This is a genomic window from Oceanirhabdus sp. W0125-5 (genome assembly GCF_027938815.1).
GTDB lineage: Bacteria > Bacillota > Clostridia > Clostridiales > Clostridiaceae > Oceanirhabdus.
The window spans coordinates 1,772,111-1,794,132 of record NZ_CP115913.1; the positions used below are offsets into that span (position 1 = coordinate 1,772,111).

Below are 22,022 nucleotides of genomic sequence, written 5' to 3' on the forward strand. Positions count from 1 at the left end.
CACTATGAAAACTCTAAAATAAATAAAGCTCAAGGCAACACCTTAAGCTAAGCATCGAAAATTTAAATTAATAGTGTAAATTTAATATTTATAGTTACAAAAGACGCTTAACTTTTGGATTCATTAATGTATATTAAATTTGGACGCACTTTCCCTAAGGACTTTACAGAAATGAAAATTATTCCTGCTAAACTCATTGGTAAGATTGCCAAAGTTAAATCATACATTACTAATGAACTCATAGTTAAACTCCTTTCATAATAGTCTATTTTCATTTTACATTAAATAGTCAGAAAATTCAACCTAAGAATGATGAAATCTTTTCAAAATTATCTTTAGCTATATTGTAACCCTCAGAATACAGAGAGTTTAACTTAGAAAGATTCCTTTCTAAGCGCTTAAATTTTACTGGTTTTTCAGGGCGTATTATTAGAATTTTTCCTTCCTCTTCAAGTTTGGATAATTTAATCATATGGTCGTTATAAATAGAATATTTGTCTAACATAAGTTTTATGAAATTTGGATAATCTTTATAGAAATACTTCAATAATTGTTTTCGTCTATATGGTTTCTGTCTAAAGGTAGAGTCACGAGTCAGTACAACAACGGCTTTTTTATGTAGTTCTAAAGCTTTCTTATAAGGAACAGGGTCTGACAGACCTCCATCAAGCAAGTCATAACCTTCAAACTTAACTATTTGTGAATAAAAAGGGAGACTACTTGAAGCTTTAGTTGCATTAAATAAATGGTTTATATTATCTAGGTAGTCGGATTTATTAAAATATACAGTCTCACCATTTAACATGTTAGTTGCGCCAATAACTAATTCTTGTTCCGAGGTTTTGAAAGCATCATAATCAAATGGCAGCAGTTTACCTTGTAAATCTTGAAAAATAGTATCCATATTAAAGACATTTCCAGTTTTAATAAGATTTCTCACACTTGCATATCTTTTATCACGGAGAAAATCAGTAAATATTTTATGATTAAGGGTTCTTTGCTTTGATATATAAGAAAATGCATTACATGCACCTGCAGAAACACCAGTAATGTATGGAAAATGAAGTTGCTTATCTAGGAAAAAATCAAGAACACCAGCTGAAAATACTCCTCTAATACCTCCTCCTTCAAGGACAAGAGCACAGTTATCTATCATATAAATCACCTTCTTTTAAAAAATAGTCTATATGTATATTATTGTAAAAAAGTCAATGAATTAATCATTAATTAAGAACTTTTATTTAAAAATCAATAAATTGAACGGATTGTAAAAATATGCTAACATGATGATAATATAATTGTTTAAAGGGGGAATTGAATATGGTAAATATTAAAGAGGTAAAAAGGTTACTAGATAAGTGGCAAGATATTTTGAGATTAAGAGATTGGGATATTAAAATCAAAATGGTAGATACAGAGTGGCGTAAATCAGGGGATGTTAAAATTGATAGTGATGATAGAAAAGCAATACTATTAATAAATAGTAATCCGAAGAGTACAAATCTAGAAGAATTGGTTGTTCATGAATTGCTGCATATAAAACTATGGCCAATGGATCAGATGATTGAGAAGTCAATTATAAGGGAGTTTGGAGAGGATGATAATTGTCCTAAGAAAGATTTTGCAATGGAGCATTTCTTTATGACTTTAGAGAGAACTGTTGAGGAATTAACTAAAGGTTTTTTGGCTGCAAACGGAAGTAAGCAAGAGTTAAGTTTTGGAAGACTTAGAAAAGAAATAGAAGGTGAAATTGGAGAAGTTGAAAATATCTACGATATAGTTGAGGAGTAGATTAGTGTGATAATGATAAGATTGCTCTTTTTTGGTACTATATATTTTAACTAATGAGGTGACTTTATGATAAAAGTGATAAAAAATATTCATGTATATGCTCCAGATGATATAGGGGTTAAGGATATAGTATTATGTGGTGAGAACGTAATTGCAATAGAAGAAAATTTCACATGTGATACAGTTAAGTGTGAAATTATTGATGGCACTAATAAAATAGCGGTACCAGGGATAATTGACTCACATGTTCATATTATTGGTGGTGGAGGCGAAGGTGGATTCCATACAAGAACACCAGAAGTGAATATTATAGATGTAGTTAAAGCTGGGGTAACAAGTGTAGTAGGTCTTTTAGGAACAGATGGTATAACTAGAACTGTAGAGGATTTATTAGCAAAAGCATATGCCTTGGAGCATGAAGGAATTTCTACTTTTATTTTAACAGGTTCCTATGAAGTACCTACAAAAACTCTTACAGGTGATATTAAGAAGGATATTGCATTCATTCCAAAAGTAAGAGGAGTGAAAATTGCTTTGAGCGATCATAGATCATCGCATCCTACTAAAGAAGAAATATTAAGAATTACTTCAGATGTTAGAGTTGCCTCTATGTTGTCTGGAAAACAGGGAACTGTTCATATACATATGGGAAGTGAAGCAAAATGCTTGAAAGATGTTTTTAAAATTATTGAAGAGACAGATATTCCAGCAAATATTTTCTACCCAACCCATATAAATAGAAATCAATCAGTTCTCAATGAAGGAATAAAATTGACTCAGTTAGGTGGAAGAATTGATATCTCTGCTCATGAGGAGGATACAAAGGGATCAGCTAAAGATATTGTAACAGCTATAGAATTAGGAGCAGTAGAAGAGCAGATTACATTAAGTTCAGATGGAAATGGAAGCATACCTAAATTTGATGATAATGGAAAGATGATTGGTATAGGTATTGGAAGACTTGATGCTGTGATTGAAACTGTAAAAAGTCTAATAGAAGATGAACATATGGATATTGGAAGAGCATTTAAGTTTGTTACTGAGAACGCAGCTAAAGGATTGGGGATATTTCCACAGAAGGGAAGTATAACAGAAGGTTGTGACGCAGATATTCTTATTTTAGATCATGATTTGAATGTAGACGGTTTAATAGCAAAAGGAAAAATGTTGATGAAAGATAAAGAGATACATGTGAAGAGTACTTTTAAGTATGGGAAGTAATTTATCGGATTGAATAGTCCATAGGACTTCTGGAGCTACTGATTAATATTAAAAATATAATAATTTAAACATAGGAGCCTAGATTAAGGGCTCTTTTGTTTTTTATGTGAGTGGTAGTCAGTGTAAGTAGGGTGGAAGGCAATATAGGTTTTCTTAGGTATATATTACAAAATAATTACAATTGCTCCAAATAATTGTTTGGAGTTGGGATTAGTGATAAAATAATATAGGAGACAAGTATGTACATAGCAATAAGAAAGGAACTCGTAGTATGAAAAAAGGGATAGTAGTAGGAATTAGTGTTGTTGTAACCCTGTTAGTCATTATAGGAATTATATTAGGAGCATATTTTTACACGATGAACAAATATAATGAAAAGAGTTATGTAATTAATAATACTACCAATGTAGAAGAGAGTAATGAAGATGAAAAAGCTAGTACTACTGAGAATGAAGATGATTCAAAAAGTGGAGAGATTAAATCTAATTCTTCAGAAGAAAAAAGTGGTACAATTGATACTGGAGTAGATAATGAAATAGAAGAAAAAGAAACTATAAAATATAAAGAGGTTGAAGGGATTACTAACATTCTTCTTGTTGGAACTGATGAAAGAGAGGATGGAGAGAGAACCAGATCAGATACAATGATGATTCTTACTATAGACAATATTAATTCCAAAGTTAAGGTTACTTCCATATTGAGAGATACTTATGCTAAGATTCCAGGTTATAATATGCAAAAATTAAATCATTCATATAGATATGGCGGTATTGATTTATTAAGACAATCATTAGAAAAAACTTTTGAAATGAGCATAAATTATTATGCTATTGTAAATTTTTATGGGTTCAAAGATATTGTTGATGAGATTGGAGGTCTTGAACTAACTGTTTCAGATGAGGAGAAAGATGAATTAAATAGATGCATAATTGGATTAGAAAATCAAAAAGAGAATTTTTTTAATGAGGAACCAACATTACTTGAATTGTCTGGAACACAACATATGAATGGTCAACAAGTATTGGCTTATTCAAGAATGAGAAAGATTGGTAGAGGAAGTTTTGATAGAGTAGAAAGGCAGCGAGAAGTTGTGACAAAGCTTTTATTAAAAATTAAAGAAACTTCAATAATAAAATATCCATTTGTAGCAGATAAAATATTTGAAAGTGTAAAAACAAATATTCCATTCAATACAGCATTAGATATGGCATACACTATCTTAAAGAATAATGTTAATTCCATTGATGAATTACAAGTTCCTCCTGATAAATTATGCAGAGGAGTAAATAATTATTTGGACAACGGGTTTGTATTTATAATGGATGAAGAAAATGTTAAGAAGGTAATTCATGATTTTGTTTTTGAAAATACAGCATATGATCCAGATGAATTTAATTGGTTTGATTATGAAAACTCCATATATTATGTAGAACCTGAGCCTGAAGTAAAAGAAAATCAAACTGAGGAAGCTGATAAAGAAGAGGGGAATACAGAAGAAATTAAAGAAGATGAAAATCAAGTAGATAACACTGAATCAGCAGATGTTGAGTTAGAAGGAATAGAATCAGGTGATAATATAAAAGAACAAAAAAATGACAATTCAAATTCATAGACCAAATTAGAAGAGAGAGGCTTATTCAGCCTCTCTTAAATATTATTTAATATAGCTATTAATTCTAGAGATTATATTTTCTTTAACTTGAGTAATCTTATTAAAATCCATATTTGGGATATATCCAGTTTCAAGTTTATCATGAATGGTTTTGGCAATTTTTATATAACTCAAGCCTTTGTTCAATAAGTTATAGAAATCATTTTCACATTCAGTTATTTCAGCTGACTTTTCAGTTAATAAAGCATTACTTAAATGTCTATTAAGGTTTATTATCCTTCCATGACTAATTTGAGGAGCGTAAATCTCGTTGCTTGATACAATAGCGATATCTAATTCTGGAATAATAAGATGTGATACTTTGTCAGGTCTTAGTGGACTATGGAATACTTCTGTATAATAGCCATGTCTTAAAGCTTCCTCATATAAATATTCCAAAATTAAATCGTGACCAGTACCAGGTTTTCCTTGAAGCACATAGATTTTTTGAATACCCTCTGTTAAATTTTCTATGAAGCTAATTATACCATTAGGGGTAAGAGCTGTTGCAAACATATGTCGTTCTTTATGAACCTTATTGGAATTGTTTTCAGGTATCAATTCTTTCTTTAATGAAAGCATGACTTCATTTATTTTGCTCCAATTTTGAGCAGCAGAATAATAGGAACATAAATCATCATTAAGAATTTTTGATGCAGAAATATATTTATAAGCTTTTTTGAAATAGAGCCCAACTTCTTTATTAGTATCAATAATCATTTGTCTGTATTTTTCAAAGCCATCTACATTCCAACATTCACCTAGATTTAAAATCTCATCAACAGCACCAGGATTGATAGGATCAACAACATGAGGTGCAGTTCCATCGATAAGAACAACATTTAATCCCTTTATAACAACTCCATCAAGAGAATTATTATCAGAAGAGCAATGATGAAGCTCAATATCATATCCTTTATCGTAGTAGTATTTACCGATGTCTTTCATTAATGTGGATTTACCAGTTCCAGGTCCACCTTTAATACAAAAAATTCTTTTTGCTTCTTTTTGACCCATGATGTATCTATAGAATGAGTAGAAGCCTTTTGAGGTATTACCTCCAGGGAAATAGTTTTTAATTGTAGCCATTTAATTCACTTCCTAATTTCTTAATATCATATTTTCTATACACTATAATATATTTTTCATATAATAAATGTTTACAAAAACTTGGATGTTTTTTATGAAAAAAAGACTTTTAAAACATAGTTGACAATTGACAACGGACAGTGGACAACACTTAAAAAAAACATAATGGAAAATGGAGAATGTAGAATGGAGAATGATTGACATTTCACTTTGTGAAATTTTAATCTTATTGTTCTTAGGACAATAAGATTAAGTTCGTTTCATTATAAATGAAACCTTGTACTTTAAATACAATATTTTATCAAAAGATAAAATGAGTTAAAATCTCTTGTTCTAAAGAACAATATAATGTAGCTTCTGACCATAGTCAGAAGCATCCATCGTTTTCAGTTTTCAATTTTCCACTTTCCGTTATAAAAATATTATTTGAAAAGAAAATCTACGAATATAAAGATTGAATTATGCTTTAGAAACAATAAAGTGTTCTTACAAAATAAAAAAACTTTAGAATATCTAAATAATTCCGTATTTTTCATATAAAACAGAAATATTATAGTGTATACTATATGTGATGATATATAAATATTTAAAAAGCACTAGGAGGAAAGAGTATGAATGAAAAAATGTTTGCTCAAGAGCTGATAGATTTTTTATATGATAGTCCAACAGCTTTTCATGCAGTAGAAAATGTTGAAGAACAATTAATGAAAGAAAACTTCGTTAAATTAAACGAAGGAGATGAATGGAAAATTGAAAAGGGTGGAAAGTATTTCACTACTAAAAATGGTTCTGCATTAATTGCATTCACAGTTGGAAGTGATAATGTTGCAGAAAAAGGATTTAGATTGATTGGTGCACACACAGATTCTCCTGGATTTAGAATTAAACCTAATGCAGAGATGGTAGCAGAAAAATCTTATTTAAAATTAAACACTGAAGTTTATGGAGGACCTATATTAAATACTTGGTTAGATAGACCATTATCAGTAGCTGGTAGAGTTACATTAATGAGCGAAAATCCTCTAAAACCAGAAATAAAACTTATGAATGTAAATAGACCTATAATGATAATTCCTAATTTATCTATACATATGAATAGAGAAGTTAATAAAGGTGTAGAGCTTAATAGACAAAATCATGTTCTTCCTTTAGTTGGTATGATAAATGAAAAATTAGAGAAAGATAATTTTATTTTAAAGCTTATAGCTGAAGAATTAAATGTTGAAATGGATAACATAATCGATTTTGATTTATTTTTATATGAGTTTGAAAAAGGTTGTTTAGTAGGATTCAATGAAGAATTTATTTCAAGTGCTAGACTAGATGATCTTCAAAACGTTCACTCAGGAATTAAAGCACTTGTAGATTGTAAAAATACAACAGCAACTAATGTGATGGTTTGTTATGATAATGAGGAGATAGGTAGTTCAACTAAGCAAGGAGCAGACTCAGAGATGTTAGCAATAACATTAGAGAGAATAGTACTTGCACTTGGTGGAACTAGAGATGATTATTTAAGAAGTATTGCTCATTCTTTCATAATTTCTGCAGATAATGCTCACGCTGTACATCCAAATTATGTTGAGAAGCACGATCCAACTAACAGACCAATTATCAATAATGGACCAGTAATAAAGATTAATGCAAATCAAAGTTACACTACTGATAGTGAATCAGGAGCTGTATTTGAAATGCTTTGTAAAAAATGTGAAGTTCCTTATCAAAAGTTTGTTAATAGATCTGACGTAAGAGGTGGATCTACTATTGGACCAATAAATTCAACACACTTAAATATGAGATCAGTAGATATTGGTTTACCACAATTTGCTATGCACTCAATTAGAGAAATGGCAGGGGTTAAAGATCACTTATATGCTTATAAAGTGTACTTAGAGTTCTTTAATTTATAGAAAAATCTACGAAGCAGACTTAGCTATTAAACAAATGGAGAATGGTGAATTAAGAATGGAGAATGATGGACATTTCTCTCCGAGAAATTTTAATTGTATTGTTCTTTAGAGAAAAACATTTTACTCGTTTCATTTTAAATGAAACATTGTAGTTTGAATTTAATATTTTTGTAGAAAACCAATATGTAAAAAACTGATTATAGATAATCTATAATCAGTTTTTTTAAAATCAGAAAAAATTTCTTAAGTAAATATCTAATTAAGATTTAAGTATATTTTGGAAATTGACTTCAAACTATATTTTATTTGTTGTCAATCAATAAAATATAGTTTGTTTGATTTTTAAGAAATGTTGTAATTTAGTACAATATTTTATTGCAGATAAAATGAGTAGACTTTTCAAATCTATAGACAAATAAGATGTGGTTTCTGACATTAGTCAGAAACATCCATCATTCTACATTATACATTATCAATTATACATTTGATTAAGGGTTTCAGAGAGAAGGGCTTTTTCAGTGTTTGATTTAGAAACAACAAACTAATAATTTTCATGAATTGGGGATAAAATACATGAAGAGTTAAGAATTGAAAGGAGAAGGCTTATGCTTTGGCTAATTTTCACTTTAACTGGAATATGTATTTTATTCCTATTTTCTTTTGTACATATGATAAATAATAAAGATAAATTAGATATTTTATATAATGAAATTGATAGATTTAAAGAATGTTATAAAAGTTTCAAAGAAGATAATATTTCATATAAATATAAAAATTTAAAGAAGAAAGATAAAAAAAGAATTATAGATCAAGTAAAAATGAGTTACGAATATATTCAAAAAAGTTATAATAGGCTTATTTCATATAAACTTGAGAATATAAATAATTGTGAAAGATGGTTAGTTGATAATATAAGTATTATTGAAAAAGAGTATAAAATTTTAACTAGAGCACTAAGTGATAATGAAATATATAGTTTACCTACATATATAAAAATTAATAATAAGACATTAAAGAAATATCCTAGAATACTGCTTTTAACTATGAAATATATAAAAGAAAATGAAGAGGTATTGTGTAAAGAAAATATAATCATGGCTTTTAAAGAATTTGAAAAAGAAGGTAGACTTTCATATAGAGAACTTAACTTTTTAAAATCATGTATTAGCTTTTCATTAATTCAGTGCATTAGTGTTCTTGCAGGACAAATAGCATTATTGACAGAAGAAGAGGAAATTGCTTGTGAATTAATTGAGAAATTGAAAGAAAACTTAATAGATGAAACTGGATTTATTGAAATTTTTAATGATTATTATAAAAGGAATAAATTTTTCTTTATTAATAAAACATTAGATTATTTACATGAATATAGCGAAAATAATATTCCCATGTATAACATTTATAATAATCTTGTAAAGACCAACAATATTGATGAAGAAGAGATTTCAAATAAATCTAAAAAGTTTTTAATAAAAAAAGAAAGAGAAATCTCTAGACATGTAAAAAGCTTAAATTTAATTGAAAAAATTCAATGGGAAAATTGTATAACTGAGATTTCATATGTTGAGAAAATCTTATTAAATGATCCATTGAAGGTATATAATGAAATGGATTTAGAATCAAAAAAGTTATATAGAAGTAAAATTGAAAATATGTCCAGGAAATTTAGGATTAATGAATTTGATATAGTAGATTTTATTTTAAGTAAATGTGAATCAGAAAAAGAAAAGATTAAAAAACATGTTGGGTATTATCTTGTGGATTATGGACAAAAAGCTTTATTAAAAAAATACGGGGGAATATTTAGATATTCTTTTATAAACAAGAAAAACCTAGTAAAAATATATGTATTTGCAAATATAATATTAACAGTTTTTTTTATAACAACATTATTGAGAGGGGTATATTTAATTGACAATGAAAAAGATTTAATTAAATATATTATACCTGGAATATTGTTAATTGCTCCTTTTAGTCAATTATCAGTTACATTGATTAATTGGGTTGTTTCTATAAGAAAAAATCCAGAAATAATACCTAAAATTGATTTTTCTAATGGAATTCCTAAAGAGAGCAAAACTTGTGTTGTTATACCTTGCATGTTTAATAATAATGAAGATATTAAAGCATTAGTTGATAAACTTGAAATTTATTTCTTGGGAAATAAGGATGATAATATTTATTTTACTTTATTAGGTGATTATGTAGATAATAATGTCTATAAGAAAGACGAAGACGAAAAATTGAAGAATTATTCTTTAAAGTGTATTGCATCTTTAAATGAGAAATATAAGGAACATAGTAAGTTTAATATTTTTATTAGAAAAAGAGTATTCAACCATAGAGATAAATATTGGATGGGGTGGGAAAGAAAAAGAGGTAAGTTAGTTGAGTTTAATAAGCTTTTAAGAGGAGATAAAAATACTACATTCGAAGTTTTAGGAGGAGACCTTCAAAAACTTCAAGAGTGTAAACATATAATTACTCTTGATGAAGATACGTTTTTACCAATTGGAGCTTGTAAAAAACTTATCGGAGCAATGGAACATATACTTAATAAACCTGTTTATAATAATAAAACACACAAGGTTATTAGAGGATATACAATAATTCAGCCTAGAATAAGTATAAATTATGTTTCGTATACTAAAAGCTTGTTTTCAAGAATATTTAGTGGAGATAGTGGTTTTGATATATATACAAGAGCAGTTTCCGATATTTATCAAGATTTATTTAAAGAAGGGATATTCACTGGCAAAGGTATTTATAACATAGATATGTTTAATAATGTTTTAAATGATGAAATACCAGAATATACTGTGCTTAGTCATGACCTTATAGAAGGTTCCTTTGTTAAATGTGGATTAGCAACGGATATTGAATTTATTGATAGTTATCCAAGTAGTTATTACTCTTTCTGTAAGAGATTACATAGATGGGTAAGAGGAGATTGGCAACTTTTAAATTTTTTAAAAAGAAAAAATCTTAAACTTCTCAATAAAATTCAAATTATTGATAATATGAGGAGAAGTTTAATATCACCTAGTATTAGTGCTATTATAATTTTTTCTTTGTTAAATATACTGCCCAATGATAAAGGGGTATGGTTAGCTGCAGCGCTTGTTTCTTATGTTATGCCTGTTTTAATAAATATTAGTGAAGTAGTTTTTCTTAAAGCCAAGACTTATGGTCTTCTTTATGATTATAAGAACTACAAAAACACTATAGAAAGAATATTAGTTATAATAGCTTTTATACCATATAACTCATACTTAATTATAGATGCTATTGTAAGAACTCTATATAGAATGTTTTTATCAAAGAAAAATCTTCTACAATGGACACCTGCAAGTACTATAGAAAAAAATTCAAATAACAGTCTTTTATTTTATGTTAAAGAGATGAAGTTTGCTCCTATATTTGCTGTTATCGTTATGCTTATTTCATATGCTTACAATGTGGATTTAATGATGTATTATTTTTTTCCTTGCGGATTATGGTTTTTAAGTCCATACATTGCTTATAGTATAAGCAGAGAATGTGATGATGATAATAATCAAGAGAATGTGATTAAAAATGATAGAGAATATTTAAGAAGAATAGCTAGAAAGACTTGGGGTTATTTTGAAGACTGTGTAAAGGAAGAGACGAATTTCCTTGGAATTGATAATATTCAAGTAGATCCTAAAGTTCCTTTAGCTGAAAGAACATCACCTACTAATATAGGAATGGCAATAACATCCAATATATGCGCATATGATTTTGGGTATATTTCCATGATTGATGCAGTGGAACGTATAGAAAATACCATAGATTCAGTTATTAAGTTAGAGAAACTTAATGGTCATCTATTTAACTGGTATGATGTAAGGACATTAAAGCCATTAGAACCTAAATTTATTTCTACAGTGGATAGTGGTAATCTTATTTCATATCTATATTTAGCTAAAAGATTTTTAGAGAGTACTAGTAATAGTTTTTTGTTGAATAAAAATCGTATAAACGGTTTAAGAGATACACTAGAACTTTTAAGTTTAGAATATGGAGATAGGTTGGGAGATAAGGAGCTATTATTTAATGCCTATGAAAATATTAAATCAATAGGTAATCAAATGAATTATTATAATTATAAAAGAATAACTAGATATTTAACAGGGTTATTACAAGAATTGAAAGTATTAGATAGTAAAGGATTCTGGTTAAGTAAAACAGAAGATTTATTAAAATCTTTTGAAAAAGAAAATAGGTACTTTAATTATGATTTACTGAATGAATTGAATGCAGGCAACATAACTTACGGTGAATTTTTTAAGATGAAAGATGACACTAAATTTAAAAGTATTAAAAAAAATATTATTGATTTAAATACTAAAATAAATAAACTCATTGAGAAAATAGATATTTTAATAGATGATACAGAATTTCAGACTTTATATAATAAAGAGTTGGGATTATTTTCTATTGGATACGATGTAAATAATAATAAATTAAGTGAGAATTCCTATGATTTGATTGCTTCAGAAGCTAGAATTACAAGTTTTATGGCGATAGTTAAAGGTGATGTACCTGTAGAGCATTGGTTTAAGCTAGGACGAAATCTTTTTATGGTAAAAAACAAGAGAGTATTTGCATCATGGAGTGGTACTACATTTGAATATTTTATGCCCTCCTTACTATTAAAAGATTTTAAAGGTAGCGCTTTTGAAGAAATGAGTAATGGAGTTTTGTGTGCCCAAAAAAATTTTGGTGAAGAATACTCAGTACCATTTGGGGTATCTGAAAGTGGGTATTTTGGATTTGATGTAAATGATAATTATCAATATAAAGCATTTGGTGTTCCTGCTTTAGCAATGAAAAATATTCTTAATCCAGATTTAGTTATATCACCCTATTCTACTTTCTTGTTGATGATGATGAATAAAAAAGATTGTTTAGAGAACTTAAAAAAATTACGAGACCTTGGAATGGAAGGTAAATATGGATTATATGAAGCTATTGATTTTACTAAAAGAAGAATGAAAAGAGATAAAGAATATGAAATAATCAAGTCCTTTATGATTCATCATCAAGGTATGACACTTATGGCATTAAATAATATTATAAATAATAACAGATTAAAAGAGCTTTTTCATTCAATACCAAATGTTAAATGTATGGAAAGAATGCTTATGGAGAATATTCCAAACAGTATAATTTTTGATAGTAAAAAGGTAAATAAGATATATCATTTTAAAGAAGAAAAGAAAAGGTATATAAGAAAATTTAAAAATGTAAATCTTCTTATACCTGAAATTCATATTATGAGCAATGAAAAATACAGTAGTTTACTTTCTTATAATGGTAAAGGGGTAAGTAAAAGAAATAATATTTGTCTTAATTATTATAATAAGGATTATGTTTCTGAAGAGGGTGGAATATTATTATTCATTAATATTGATAAAGAAAGATTCTGGTGTCTTTCAGATGTTAATAAATATGATAATGGATATGGCGAAGTAGTATTTAAACATAATGATGCTTCATTTATTAGTTCTGGCAAAGAGGTTTATGTTAATTATAGATGTACTTTAGAAAAAAATGATGCATTAGAATATAGAATTGTTGAATTAATGAACAATGGAAAAGAAACAAGAAATATAGAATTGTACAGTTATTGTGAAGTAATCTTGAGTGAGTTACAAGCTCATAGTGCTCACCCTGCATTTGGAAAATTATTTATGAGTACAGAATACTTAGAGAAAGAAGAAATACTTGTTTGTAAAAAAAGAAAAAGAAGCAAGGCAGATAAACCTATTTTGGGGTTTACTTACATTGTTGGTGAAGGAGAAAAGTATTTTCAAAGTAATAAAAGAAAAATTGTTGGAAGAGGATTAAAGGTAGAATATAATCCTGAAATTATTCAGAGTGGAGAATATGATAATAGTTCAGGGGATGTACTTGATCCAATTTTTTCTCATAAGATTAAATTGTCTTTAAATCCAGGAGAAAGAAAAAAGATATATTTTTGCTATGGTATAGCAGATTCAATTGATGAAATAAAAGAGATATATTATAAAAATAATGATGAAATTAAAATTCATGAGAATATTAAAGGTTTTGAAGAAAAATGTTTTAACAATCTAGAAATAATGGATATAAGTTCTGCAAGCTATCAGCTGATAATGAATATTTGTTCCAAGCTTATTTTTGGAAAAAGAAATACATGTGACTTAAAAGAAGGAGATTACCTGGGTACTCAACAAGATTTATGGAAGTATGGTATATCAGGTGATTATCCTATAATACAATTTGAAATTAATAAATGTACTGGGTTGTCTCATATCAAACAATTATTAAAAGTATATCAATATTTGAAGATGTTAGATTTTAAGTTCGACATATTGATTTTATGTAGGGAACAACAAGGATATAATCAGCCAATAAAAGATGCCGTATATTCAGAGATTGAGAGAGCTAATGTTGGAGATGTAATAAACAATAATGGTGGAATTTACATAAAAAATTATTATGAGTTAGATAAGAAAGATATTGATGTATTCAAGTATGTTAGTGTTTTGCAATTTAATGATATTGAAGGACCATTGTTTATTCAGATACCTTTTGAAAAGAAAGATACCTTAGAAGAAGAGAAAAATCAAGTTTTTATTGATAATAGCAATCATGAAAAATTAGGTGAAAAACATGAAGGATTAAAATTTTTTAATGGTTATGGTGGCTTTAATGTTGGAGATAAGAGTTATGATATTATTTTAAAAGGGAAATTAAATACTCCTTCTCCTTGGTGTAATGTAATATCAAATGATGATATGGGGTTTATTGCAAGTGAGAGAGGAACAATGTATACATGGTTTAAAAATAGTAGAGAATTTAAAATTACCCCATGGAATAATAACGAAATTACAGATTTAGGGGAAGAATATTTATATATTCGAGATAACAATGAGGGGAAAATATTTTCGATAACAAAAGCTCCTTTTAATGATGAAGGTGAAAGAAAAATTAAGCATGGCTTAGGATATTCTAAATTTGAATATGTTTATAATGGAACCTATTTTAAAATGATTGTATTTATGAATAGTGAAAAAAATATAAAACATATACATGTAAAAATTAAAAATAGTGAGTCATGTAAAAAAGATTTCACTTTAATGTACTTTGCTGGTTTAGTTCTTGGAGTAAATGAAGGTGGCAATAGAAGGTATATCAGAACCAATATTAATAGAGAATATGAATATATTTACGCAGATAATCCTTATAACTTTTCCTTTAAAAATAGCAAGGTTTTCTTGAAAATATTAGATGGTGTTAATGTAAAATTTACTGGTGATAGATATGAAGTAATTAAAGGCGGCAGTATTTCTTATCCAAAAGGAATTATGATGAATAATATATATGAAGTTGTAGGAATAAATAACAGTAGTTGCCTATACTCAGAGAGCAGTGTAAGTTTAAAAGAAAATGAAGAGAAGGATATTCATATTATTTTAGGTGCTGGTGAGACAATAGCTGAAATTGAGGAACTTATTAAAACATGCAATGAGCATGATTCTGCTTCATATGAGTATTTAAGAACTCAGAGATATTGGAAGGGTATGGTTAATAAATTACAGGTTGAAACACCAGATCCATCTTTTGATATAATGATGAACAGTTGGCTTATTTATCAAATCTATAGTTGTAGATATAAAGCAAGAAGTGCCTTTTATCAAAGTGGAGGAGCATATGGATTTAGAGATCAACTTCAAGATTTAATTCCAATAATTATTTTCAATAAAGAAGAAGTGAGAAAATATATTTTAGAAGCATCAAAAAGAATGTTCAAAGAAGGAGATGTTCTCCATTGGTGGCATCAATATATTGGAAGTGGAATAAGAACTAGATTCAGTGATGACCTGCTATGGTTACCTTATGTAGTTATTGAGTATATAAGTAAAAGTGGCGATTATAGTATTTTAGATGAAGAAACCACCTACTTAGATGGAGAAGCATTGAAAGAAAATGAATGCGAAAAATATGGTATTTATGAAGAGGGAAAAGAGAAGGGCACTCTTTTTGATAAATGTATAAAAATTATAAGAAGAGGATGTAGATTTGGTGATAATAACCTGCCACTAATGGGGTGTGGAGACTGGAATGACGGAATGAACAATATTGGTAATAAAGGTAGAGGAGAGAGTGTGTGGCTTGGAGAATTTTTATACGATATCATATTGAAATTTATTGAATTATGTAAATTCAAGGGAGCAAATGACTTAGTAAATGAATTAATGAAAAATTCTTTTGATATTGAAAGAGCCATTAATACAAGTGCATGGGATGGCGAATGGTATAGAAGAGCATATTTTGATGACGGAACTCCATTAGGTTCATGGCAAAATGAAGATTGTATAATAGATATGATATCTCAAGCATGGAGTGTAATAAGCAATGTAGGTGAAAAAGAGAAAACACAAAAAGCTATGGAAAGTGCTGAAAAATACTTAGTAGACTATGAAAATGGATTAATAAAACTCTTAGATCCACCATTTCGTAATTGCAAAGAAGAACCAGGATATATTAAAGGATATATTAGTGGAATAAGAGAAAACGGAGGTCAATATACTCATGGTGTAATTTGGGGAATTATTGCTTATATTATGTTGAATCAAGAGGAAAAAGGTTATAGGCTTATGTCTATGATAAATCCAATTAATAAAACTAAGCACTTAAGAGATTGTGAAACATATAAAAAAGAACCATATGTTACATGTGCAGATGTATATTCTAATGAAAGTAATATTGGATTGGGAGGATGGAGTTGGTATACAGGAAGTGCCTCTTGGTATTACAGATTAGGAATTGAGTACTTATTAGGATTTAAAATTATTGAAGGGCAAAAAATAATGATAAATCCAAAGGTACCAGATTCATGGGAAGAATTTAAAATAAAATATAAAAATGAAGAGGCCATATATAATATAACTCTTAAGAAAGGAGAGCGTTATAAGATTATTATAAATGGGGAACGCTTTAATGAAGATTATATACCACTTTATGAAAAAGGAAATTATGAAGTGATAATAACCTTTTAAAACAAATGTATAATGTATAATTGATAATGGAGAATGATGGATGGTTCTGACCAAAGGTCAGAACCTACATCTTATTGTTTAACTAACAAGAAAATTTAACTCGTTTCATTTGTAATGAAACATTGTACTTAAAATACAATATTTTATTTTTAAATGAAATTAGTAAAAACTTCTTGTCCAAAAGAACAATAAAATGTAGCTTCTGCCCCTAAAGGCAGAAGCATCCATCATTCTCCATTCTACATTTTCCATTCTCCATTTCTTTTTAGTATGTTTCTTCTTCGTCTTCAGAAGTTTTTAATATTGAGTCATAAGTATAATCGAATTCAGCTTGTGCAATATTATTACTTACTATAGGATCTACAACATTATCAGGAAGAGCAACATGATCTTGCGGTCCTTGAGATAATACCTGTTTTTCTCCTGCTTCTAGAAATTCACGTTGATGAGGTCCATAAAGATTATTTTTTGTTTCTTTAGAATATCTTTCCATATAAAACATCCTTTCAAAATTACTTTTTTTAATATAAATTAACGAACTGCGATATCTATAGTATTCCACATGAAAGAAAAAAAAACTTATAAAAAAGAAATTATATATTGACAATTTTTATTAAAAGGTTTAATATGTACTATAAAATAATATATTTTAATTACAATAAAATTTATAAATTCTTAGAAGAGAATTAGTAGTTTTGAAAACAGATTTACAGAGAATTATCAGTTGGTGAGATGATAATAATTATGTTCAAAATGAATGGATCTCGGAGAATCAAGATGAAAAGGAATGTTCCTGAGTAGTTGACGACGTTGGCTTTACGTTATAAAAGCAGGATATGTATGTATCTGTATTGAGGAGAATTTTATTCTTGAAAATAGGTGGCAACACGTGTAAATACGTCCTATAAACTATGTGTATAGTTTATAGGACTTTTTTATTGAAAACAAATTGAGAATTGAGAATTGAGAATTGAGAATGATGGATGATTCTGCTGTCACAGAATCTACATTAACATTGGTCTTTAGAATAAAGGGATTTTACTTATTTTATTTAAAAATAAAATATCGTATTTAAAATAAAATGTTTCAGCATTGATGAAACGAGTGAAATCTCATTGTCCAAGGAACAATAAGATTAAAATTTCTCGAAGAGAAATGTCGTTCATTCTCAATTCTCCATTCTACACTCTCAATTTCTTTAAAATTTTTCAATTAAGATTTATTTTTAGAATAACAAATTTTTTTGAACAAAAAATATTTAATAGACGGAGGTAGAGTTATGGAAAATAAAAAAGTTATATTCAGTGGAATAAAGCCATCTGGAGATTTAACATTAGGAAATTATCTAGGAGCTATAAAGAATTGGGTGAAACTTCAAGATGATAATCAATATGATTGTTTCTATTGTGTGGTAGATATGCATGCAATAACTGTAAAACAAACACCTAAAGATTTAAGAAGAAGAACTTTAGAAGTTTTAGCAATATATATAGCAGCTGGAATTGAGCCAGAGAAAAATACATTATTTATTCAATCTCATGTTCCAGCGCATAGTGAACTTTCATGGGTTTTAACATGTAATTCATATATGGGTGAATTAGGAAGAATGACTCAATATAAAGATAAATCAGCAAAAGGTGGAGAGAGTATAGGAGCAGGTTTATTTACTTATCCTGTATTAATGGCTTCGGATATACTTCTTTATCAAACTGAACTTGTGCCAGTAGGAAAGGATCAGATTCAACATCTTGAATTAGCAAGAGATATTGCTATGAGATTTAACAATGCGTACAGCGATACTTTTAAAATTCCAGAAGGATATGTTAATAAACAAGCATCTAAAATAATGGATCTTCAGAATCCTGAAAAGAAGATGTCTAAATCAGATGAAAATCCTAATGGATACATTCTTATCATGGATCCACCTGAGGTTATAAGAAAGAAAATTAGTAGAGCTGTAACAGATACAGTAGGTAAGGTAAACTACACAGATGACCAGCCTGGTATTAAGAACTTAATAAATATTATGGGTACTATTAGAGGGGTTAAACCTGAGGAGATTGTTGAAGAATATGCTGATAAAGGATATGCTGATTTCAAGAAAGATGTTGCTGAGGTAATTATTAGTGAATTGCAGCCAATACAAGAAAGAGTTAATGAACTTATGTCTAACAAAAAAGAGTTAGAGGAGATTTACAAGAGTGGTGCTCAAAAGGCAAGTTATGTAGCTAATAAAACTTTAAGGAAAGTTATGAAAAAAGTAGGATTTATACCTAGATAAACACGAACGATTCAAAGGGTTTTGAGATACGAATATTCGCATTTCAAGTATATGGAAAATAGCCTATAGTGGTATGTTATTAATGAAAAAATTACCTTAAGGTATATGAATAAGAATTTATTTTTTTTATTGAATGTTTGGAGTTTAGCTGATATAATGTAGTGTACAAAACTTTAGGGGGTCAAGGTGATGACTGTAAGAATTGCTATCATTGGTGGACCTAGATGCGGTAAAACTACATTGATGCAGCAACTTTATGTTGATATGAAAATAATGGGTTTAAGCGTTGGGTGCATACCAGAATATTCTACTAAGTATCTTAAGGATAAAGGTATGATTGAGACGATTAGTGAGCAATATGGTATATATTTAGGACAGATGTGTATAGACAAAGAACTTGAAGAGTTTGATTATGCGATAACAGATTACGCAACATTTTTACCATACATTTATGGTAGATTTATGTTAGGTGATAAGAAAAGAACTACTAAGGAAATTGAAATATTAAAAGATCTTTATAATCATGCTTTGAGAGATATAAATAAATACGATTATATTTTTTATGTACCTAGAGAATTCGGATATAAAAAAGATGGCGTTAGATGGCAAGATGAAGAGCTAGCTATAGCTATTGATAATGCTATAAAGCAATTTATAGATAATGAAAAAGTGCCTTATGTTGAATTAACTGGAAATACAAAAGATAGAGCTGCTGAAGTATTGGAAATCATGCAGTTAGTAAATATGGAAGAAAACTTAAAGAAAGATGCATAGGCTTTGCTATAGAGATTCCATAGTGAAATTTAATTTATACATGTATCAAAATCACTACGGTTTAAGGTGTTTTGTACTTGTATAAATTAACTATTGAACTGGAATCTCTATAAGGCAAAGCCTTCATTTTTATACTATAAAATAAGAGGAGCGAATGAAAGTTGAGTAATATAGTTAATGAAATCAAAAAAAGAAGAACGTTTGCTATAATTTCTCACCCGGATGCAGGTAAAACCACACTAACTGAGAAATTCCTTTTATACGGAGGAGCTATTAGAGAGGCTGGTACTGTTAAGTCTAGAAAGTCAGCTAAGCATGCTGTATCTGACTGGATGGAGATTGAGAAACAAAGAGGAATATCTGTTACATCATCTGTAATGCAGTTTAAATATGATGGTTTTTGTATAAATATATTAGATACACCAGGACACCAAGACTTCAGTGAAGATACTTATAGAACATTGATGGCAGCAGATAATGCTGTAATGGTAATTGACGGTGCTAAAGGTGTAGAGGCACAAACAAGAAAATTATTCCACGTTTGTGCTCTAAGAGAAACTCCTATATTTACATTTGTAAATAAGGTTGATAGAGAAATTAAGGATCCATATGAGTTATTAGAAGAACTTGAAAATGAATTAGGTATTAAAACATATCCAATGAATTGGCCTATTGGATGTGGAATGAACTTTAAAGGTGTATATAACAGAGTAACTAAAGAGGTTCTTGTATTTAGTGGTGGTAAACATGGTCAAGAACAAGTATCAGTTGATAGAATTGGACTAGATGAAGAAGAAAGATTATTAGAATATATTGGTCCTGCTTTCTATGAAAAGCTTATGGAAGATATCGAATTATTAGACTACGCAGGTGACGATTTTGACGTTGAAGCAGTTAGAGAAGGAAAACTTTCACCGATATTTTTTGGAAGTGCATTAACAAACTTCGGTGTTGAGCCATTCCTAATAGAATTCTTGAAGCAGACAGCTGCACCTACAGCAAGACAATCGGATAAAGGTGAAGTTGATATATATGAAGAGCCATTCTCAGCATTTGTATTTAAGATACAAGCAAATATGAACAAAGCCCATAGAGATAGAATCGCATTTATGAGAATATGTTCAGGTAAATTTGAAAAGGGAATTGAGGTTAATCATGTTCAAGGTGGTAAAAAGGTTAGATTATCTCAACCACAACAATTCATGGCTCAAGATAGAGAGATTGTTGAAGAAGCATATGCAGGAGATATTATCGGTGTATTCGATCCAGGTATATTTAATATTGGAGATACATTATGCAAGAATTCTAATAAATTTTCTTTTGAAGGAATTCCAAGTTTCGCACCAGAGCATTTTGCTAGAGTTAAACCAGTAGACACTATGAAAAGAAAACAATTTATAAAAGGGGTAACACAGATATCTCAAGAAGGGGCTATTCAAGTATTTAAAAGACCTAATATTGGAGTAGAAGAGATTATTGTTGGTGTTGTTGGTGTTCTTCAATTTGAAGTTTTAGAATATAGAATGAAAAATGAATATAATGTTGACATAAAACTAGAGCAATTAGCATTCTCTAACATTAGATGGATTGAAGAAAGTCCAGTTCCAGTTCAAAAATTAAGCTTAACAAGTGATACGAGACTTGTTAAAGATATAAAAGATAGAAGTATTCTTTTATTCCAAAGTGAATGGGGAATTGGATTTGCATTAGAACATAATCCAGGTTTAGTTCTTTCTTCTATAGGAAAAGCGTAAATATTAAAAAAAATTGAGAATTGAGAATGGAGAATTGAGAATGATGGATGTTTCTGCTTAAGCAGAAACTATATCTTATTGTTCTTTAGGATAAGATCTTTTTACTCATTTTATTAAGAATAAAATATTGTATTTAAAGTACAATGTTTTACTAAAGGTGAAACGAGAAAAATCTTATTGTCCAGGGAGCAACAAAATTAAAATTTCTCGGAGAGAAATGTCAATCATTATCCATTATACATTATCAATTCTACATTAAAAAATGCACGCGGTAGCGTGCATTTTTTTATTACCCTCTTCGTTTATAAGTGGTAAAGGCATCGACTATAAATATTACTACAGCTAATACTAATAGGACATTTATAAACGCTCCGCCTAAACTTAATAAAAGCATAATCAACCAAGTAAGGAGAACAAATGCTCCAATAAATCTTAGAAAATTCATATTATCACACCAATCTGAAAGTTATTTTCTTATTA

General features: G+C 28.7%; 13 protein-coding genes and 1 other annotated feature. Of the genes, 8 read left to right on the forward strand and 5 right to left on the reverse strand.

All coding sequences use genetic code 11. From position 1 onward, the window contains the following. Window positions 1-107: 107 nt before the first annotated feature. Complete coding sequence (locus OW730_RS08325; RefSeq protein WP_271228584.1) at window positions 108-242, reverse strand: hypothetical protein; 135 nt, start codon at window positions 240-242, stop codon at window positions 108-110. A gap of 56 nt (window positions 243-298) precedes the next feature. Further along, window positions 299-1,156: a patatin-like phospholipase family protein gene (locus tag OW730_RS08330; protein WP_271228585.1), complete on the reverse strand. Its 858-nt coding sequence runs from the start codon at window positions 1,154-1,156 to the stop codon at window positions 299-301. A 164-nt stretch (window positions 1,157-1,320) separates the two neighbouring features. Between OW730_RS08330 and OW730_RS08335 the strand changes: the two genes are divergently transcribed. The 3 genes from OW730_RS08335 to OW730_RS08345 all read left to right on the forward strand — a co-directional run bounded on the left by OW730_RS08335 (window position 1,321) and on the right by OW730_RS08345 (window position 4,624). After that, complete coding sequence (locus OW730_RS08335; protein WP_271228586.1) at window positions 1,321-1,791, forward strand: hypothetical protein; 471 nt, start codon at window positions 1,321-1,323, stop codon at window positions 1,789-1,791. A 66-nt stretch (window positions 1,792-1,857) separates the two neighbouring features. Beyond that, on the forward strand, window positions 1,858-3,012 hold the full coding sequence (iadA, locus tag OW730_RS08340; RefSeq protein WP_271228587.1) for a beta-aspartyl-peptidase: 1,155 nt from the start codon (window positions 1,858-1,860) through the stop codon (window positions 3,010-3,012). Window positions 3,013-3,370: 358 nt separating this feature from the next. Beyond that, complete coding sequence (locus OW730_RS08345; RefSeq protein ID WP_271228588.1) at window positions 3,371-4,624, forward strand: LCP family protein; 1,254 nt, start codon at window positions 3,371-3,373, stop codon at window positions 4,622-4,624. 42 nt (window positions 4,625-4,666) lie between these two features. Here the strand turns inward: OW730_RS08345 and OW730_RS08350 are convergent, their stop codons facing one another. Next, complete coding sequence (locus OW730_RS08350; protein ID WP_271228589.1) at window positions 4,667-5,752, reverse strand: PRK06851 family protein; 1,086 nt, start codon at window positions 5,750-5,752, stop codon at window positions 4,667-4,669. 611 nt (window positions 5,753-6,363) lie between these two features. On the opposite strand from OW730_RS08350, the gene OW730_RS08355 reads away from it, so the two are divergent. After that, window positions 6,364-7,662, forward strand: coding sequence for a M18 family aminopeptidase (locus tag OW730_RS08355; RefSeq protein WP_271228590.1), 1,299 nt, complete (start codon window positions 6,364-6,366; stop codon window positions 7,660-7,662). A gap of 605 nt (window positions 7,663-8,267) precedes the next feature. Continuing rightward, entirely contained in the window at window positions 8,268-16,733 is an 8,466-nt protein-coding gene (locus OW730_RS08360; RefSeq protein ID WP_271228591.1) for a GH36-type glycosyl hydrolase domain-containing protein, read from the forward strand. Between the two features lie 265 nt (window positions 16,734-16,998). Here the strand turns inward: OW730_RS08360 and OW730_RS08365 are convergent, their stop codons facing one another. Next, complete coding sequence (locus OW730_RS08365; RefSeq protein WP_271228592.1) at window positions 16,999-17,226, reverse strand: hypothetical protein; 228 nt, start codon at window positions 17,224-17,226, stop codon at window positions 16,999-17,001. Between the two features lie 174 nt (window positions 17,227-17,400). After that, window positions 17,401-17,641 (forward strand) — a binding site (T-box leader). Between the two features lie 371 nt (window positions 17,642-18,012). Here OW730_RS08365 and trpS point away from each other — a divergent pair. The 3 genes from trpS to OW730_RS08380 all read left to right on the forward strand — a co-directional run bounded on the left by trpS (window position 18,013) and on the right by OW730_RS08380 (window position 21,542). After that, complete coding sequence (trpS, locus tag OW730_RS08370) at window positions 18,013-19,014, forward strand: tryptophan--tRNA ligase (RefSeq protein ID WP_271228593.1); 1,002 nt, start codon at window positions 18,013-18,015, stop codon at window positions 19,012-19,014. A 189-nt stretch (window positions 19,015-19,203) separates the two neighbouring features. Further along, a complete protein-coding gene (locus OW730_RS08375; RefSeq protein WP_271228594.1) occupies window positions 19,204-19,788 on the forward strand; it encodes an ATP/GTP-binding protein in 585 nt (194 codons plus the stop codon). Window positions 19,789-19,949: 161 nt separating this feature from the next. Next, window positions 19,950-21,542, forward strand: coding sequence for a peptide chain release factor 3 (locus tag OW730_RS08380; RefSeq protein WP_271228595.1), 1,593 nt, complete (start codon window positions 19,950-19,952; stop codon window positions 21,540-21,542). A 289-nt stretch (window positions 21,543-21,831) separates the two neighbouring features. On the opposite strand, the gene OW730_RS08385 is transcribed toward OW730_RS08380, so the two are convergent. Continuing rightward, window positions 21,832-21,987, reverse strand: a complete 156-nt coding sequence (locus tag OW730_RS08385) for a hypothetical protein (protein WP_271228596.1) — start codon at window positions 21,985-21,987, stop codon at window positions 21,832-21,834. Between the last annotated feature and the right edge of the window lie 35 nt (window positions 21,988-22,022).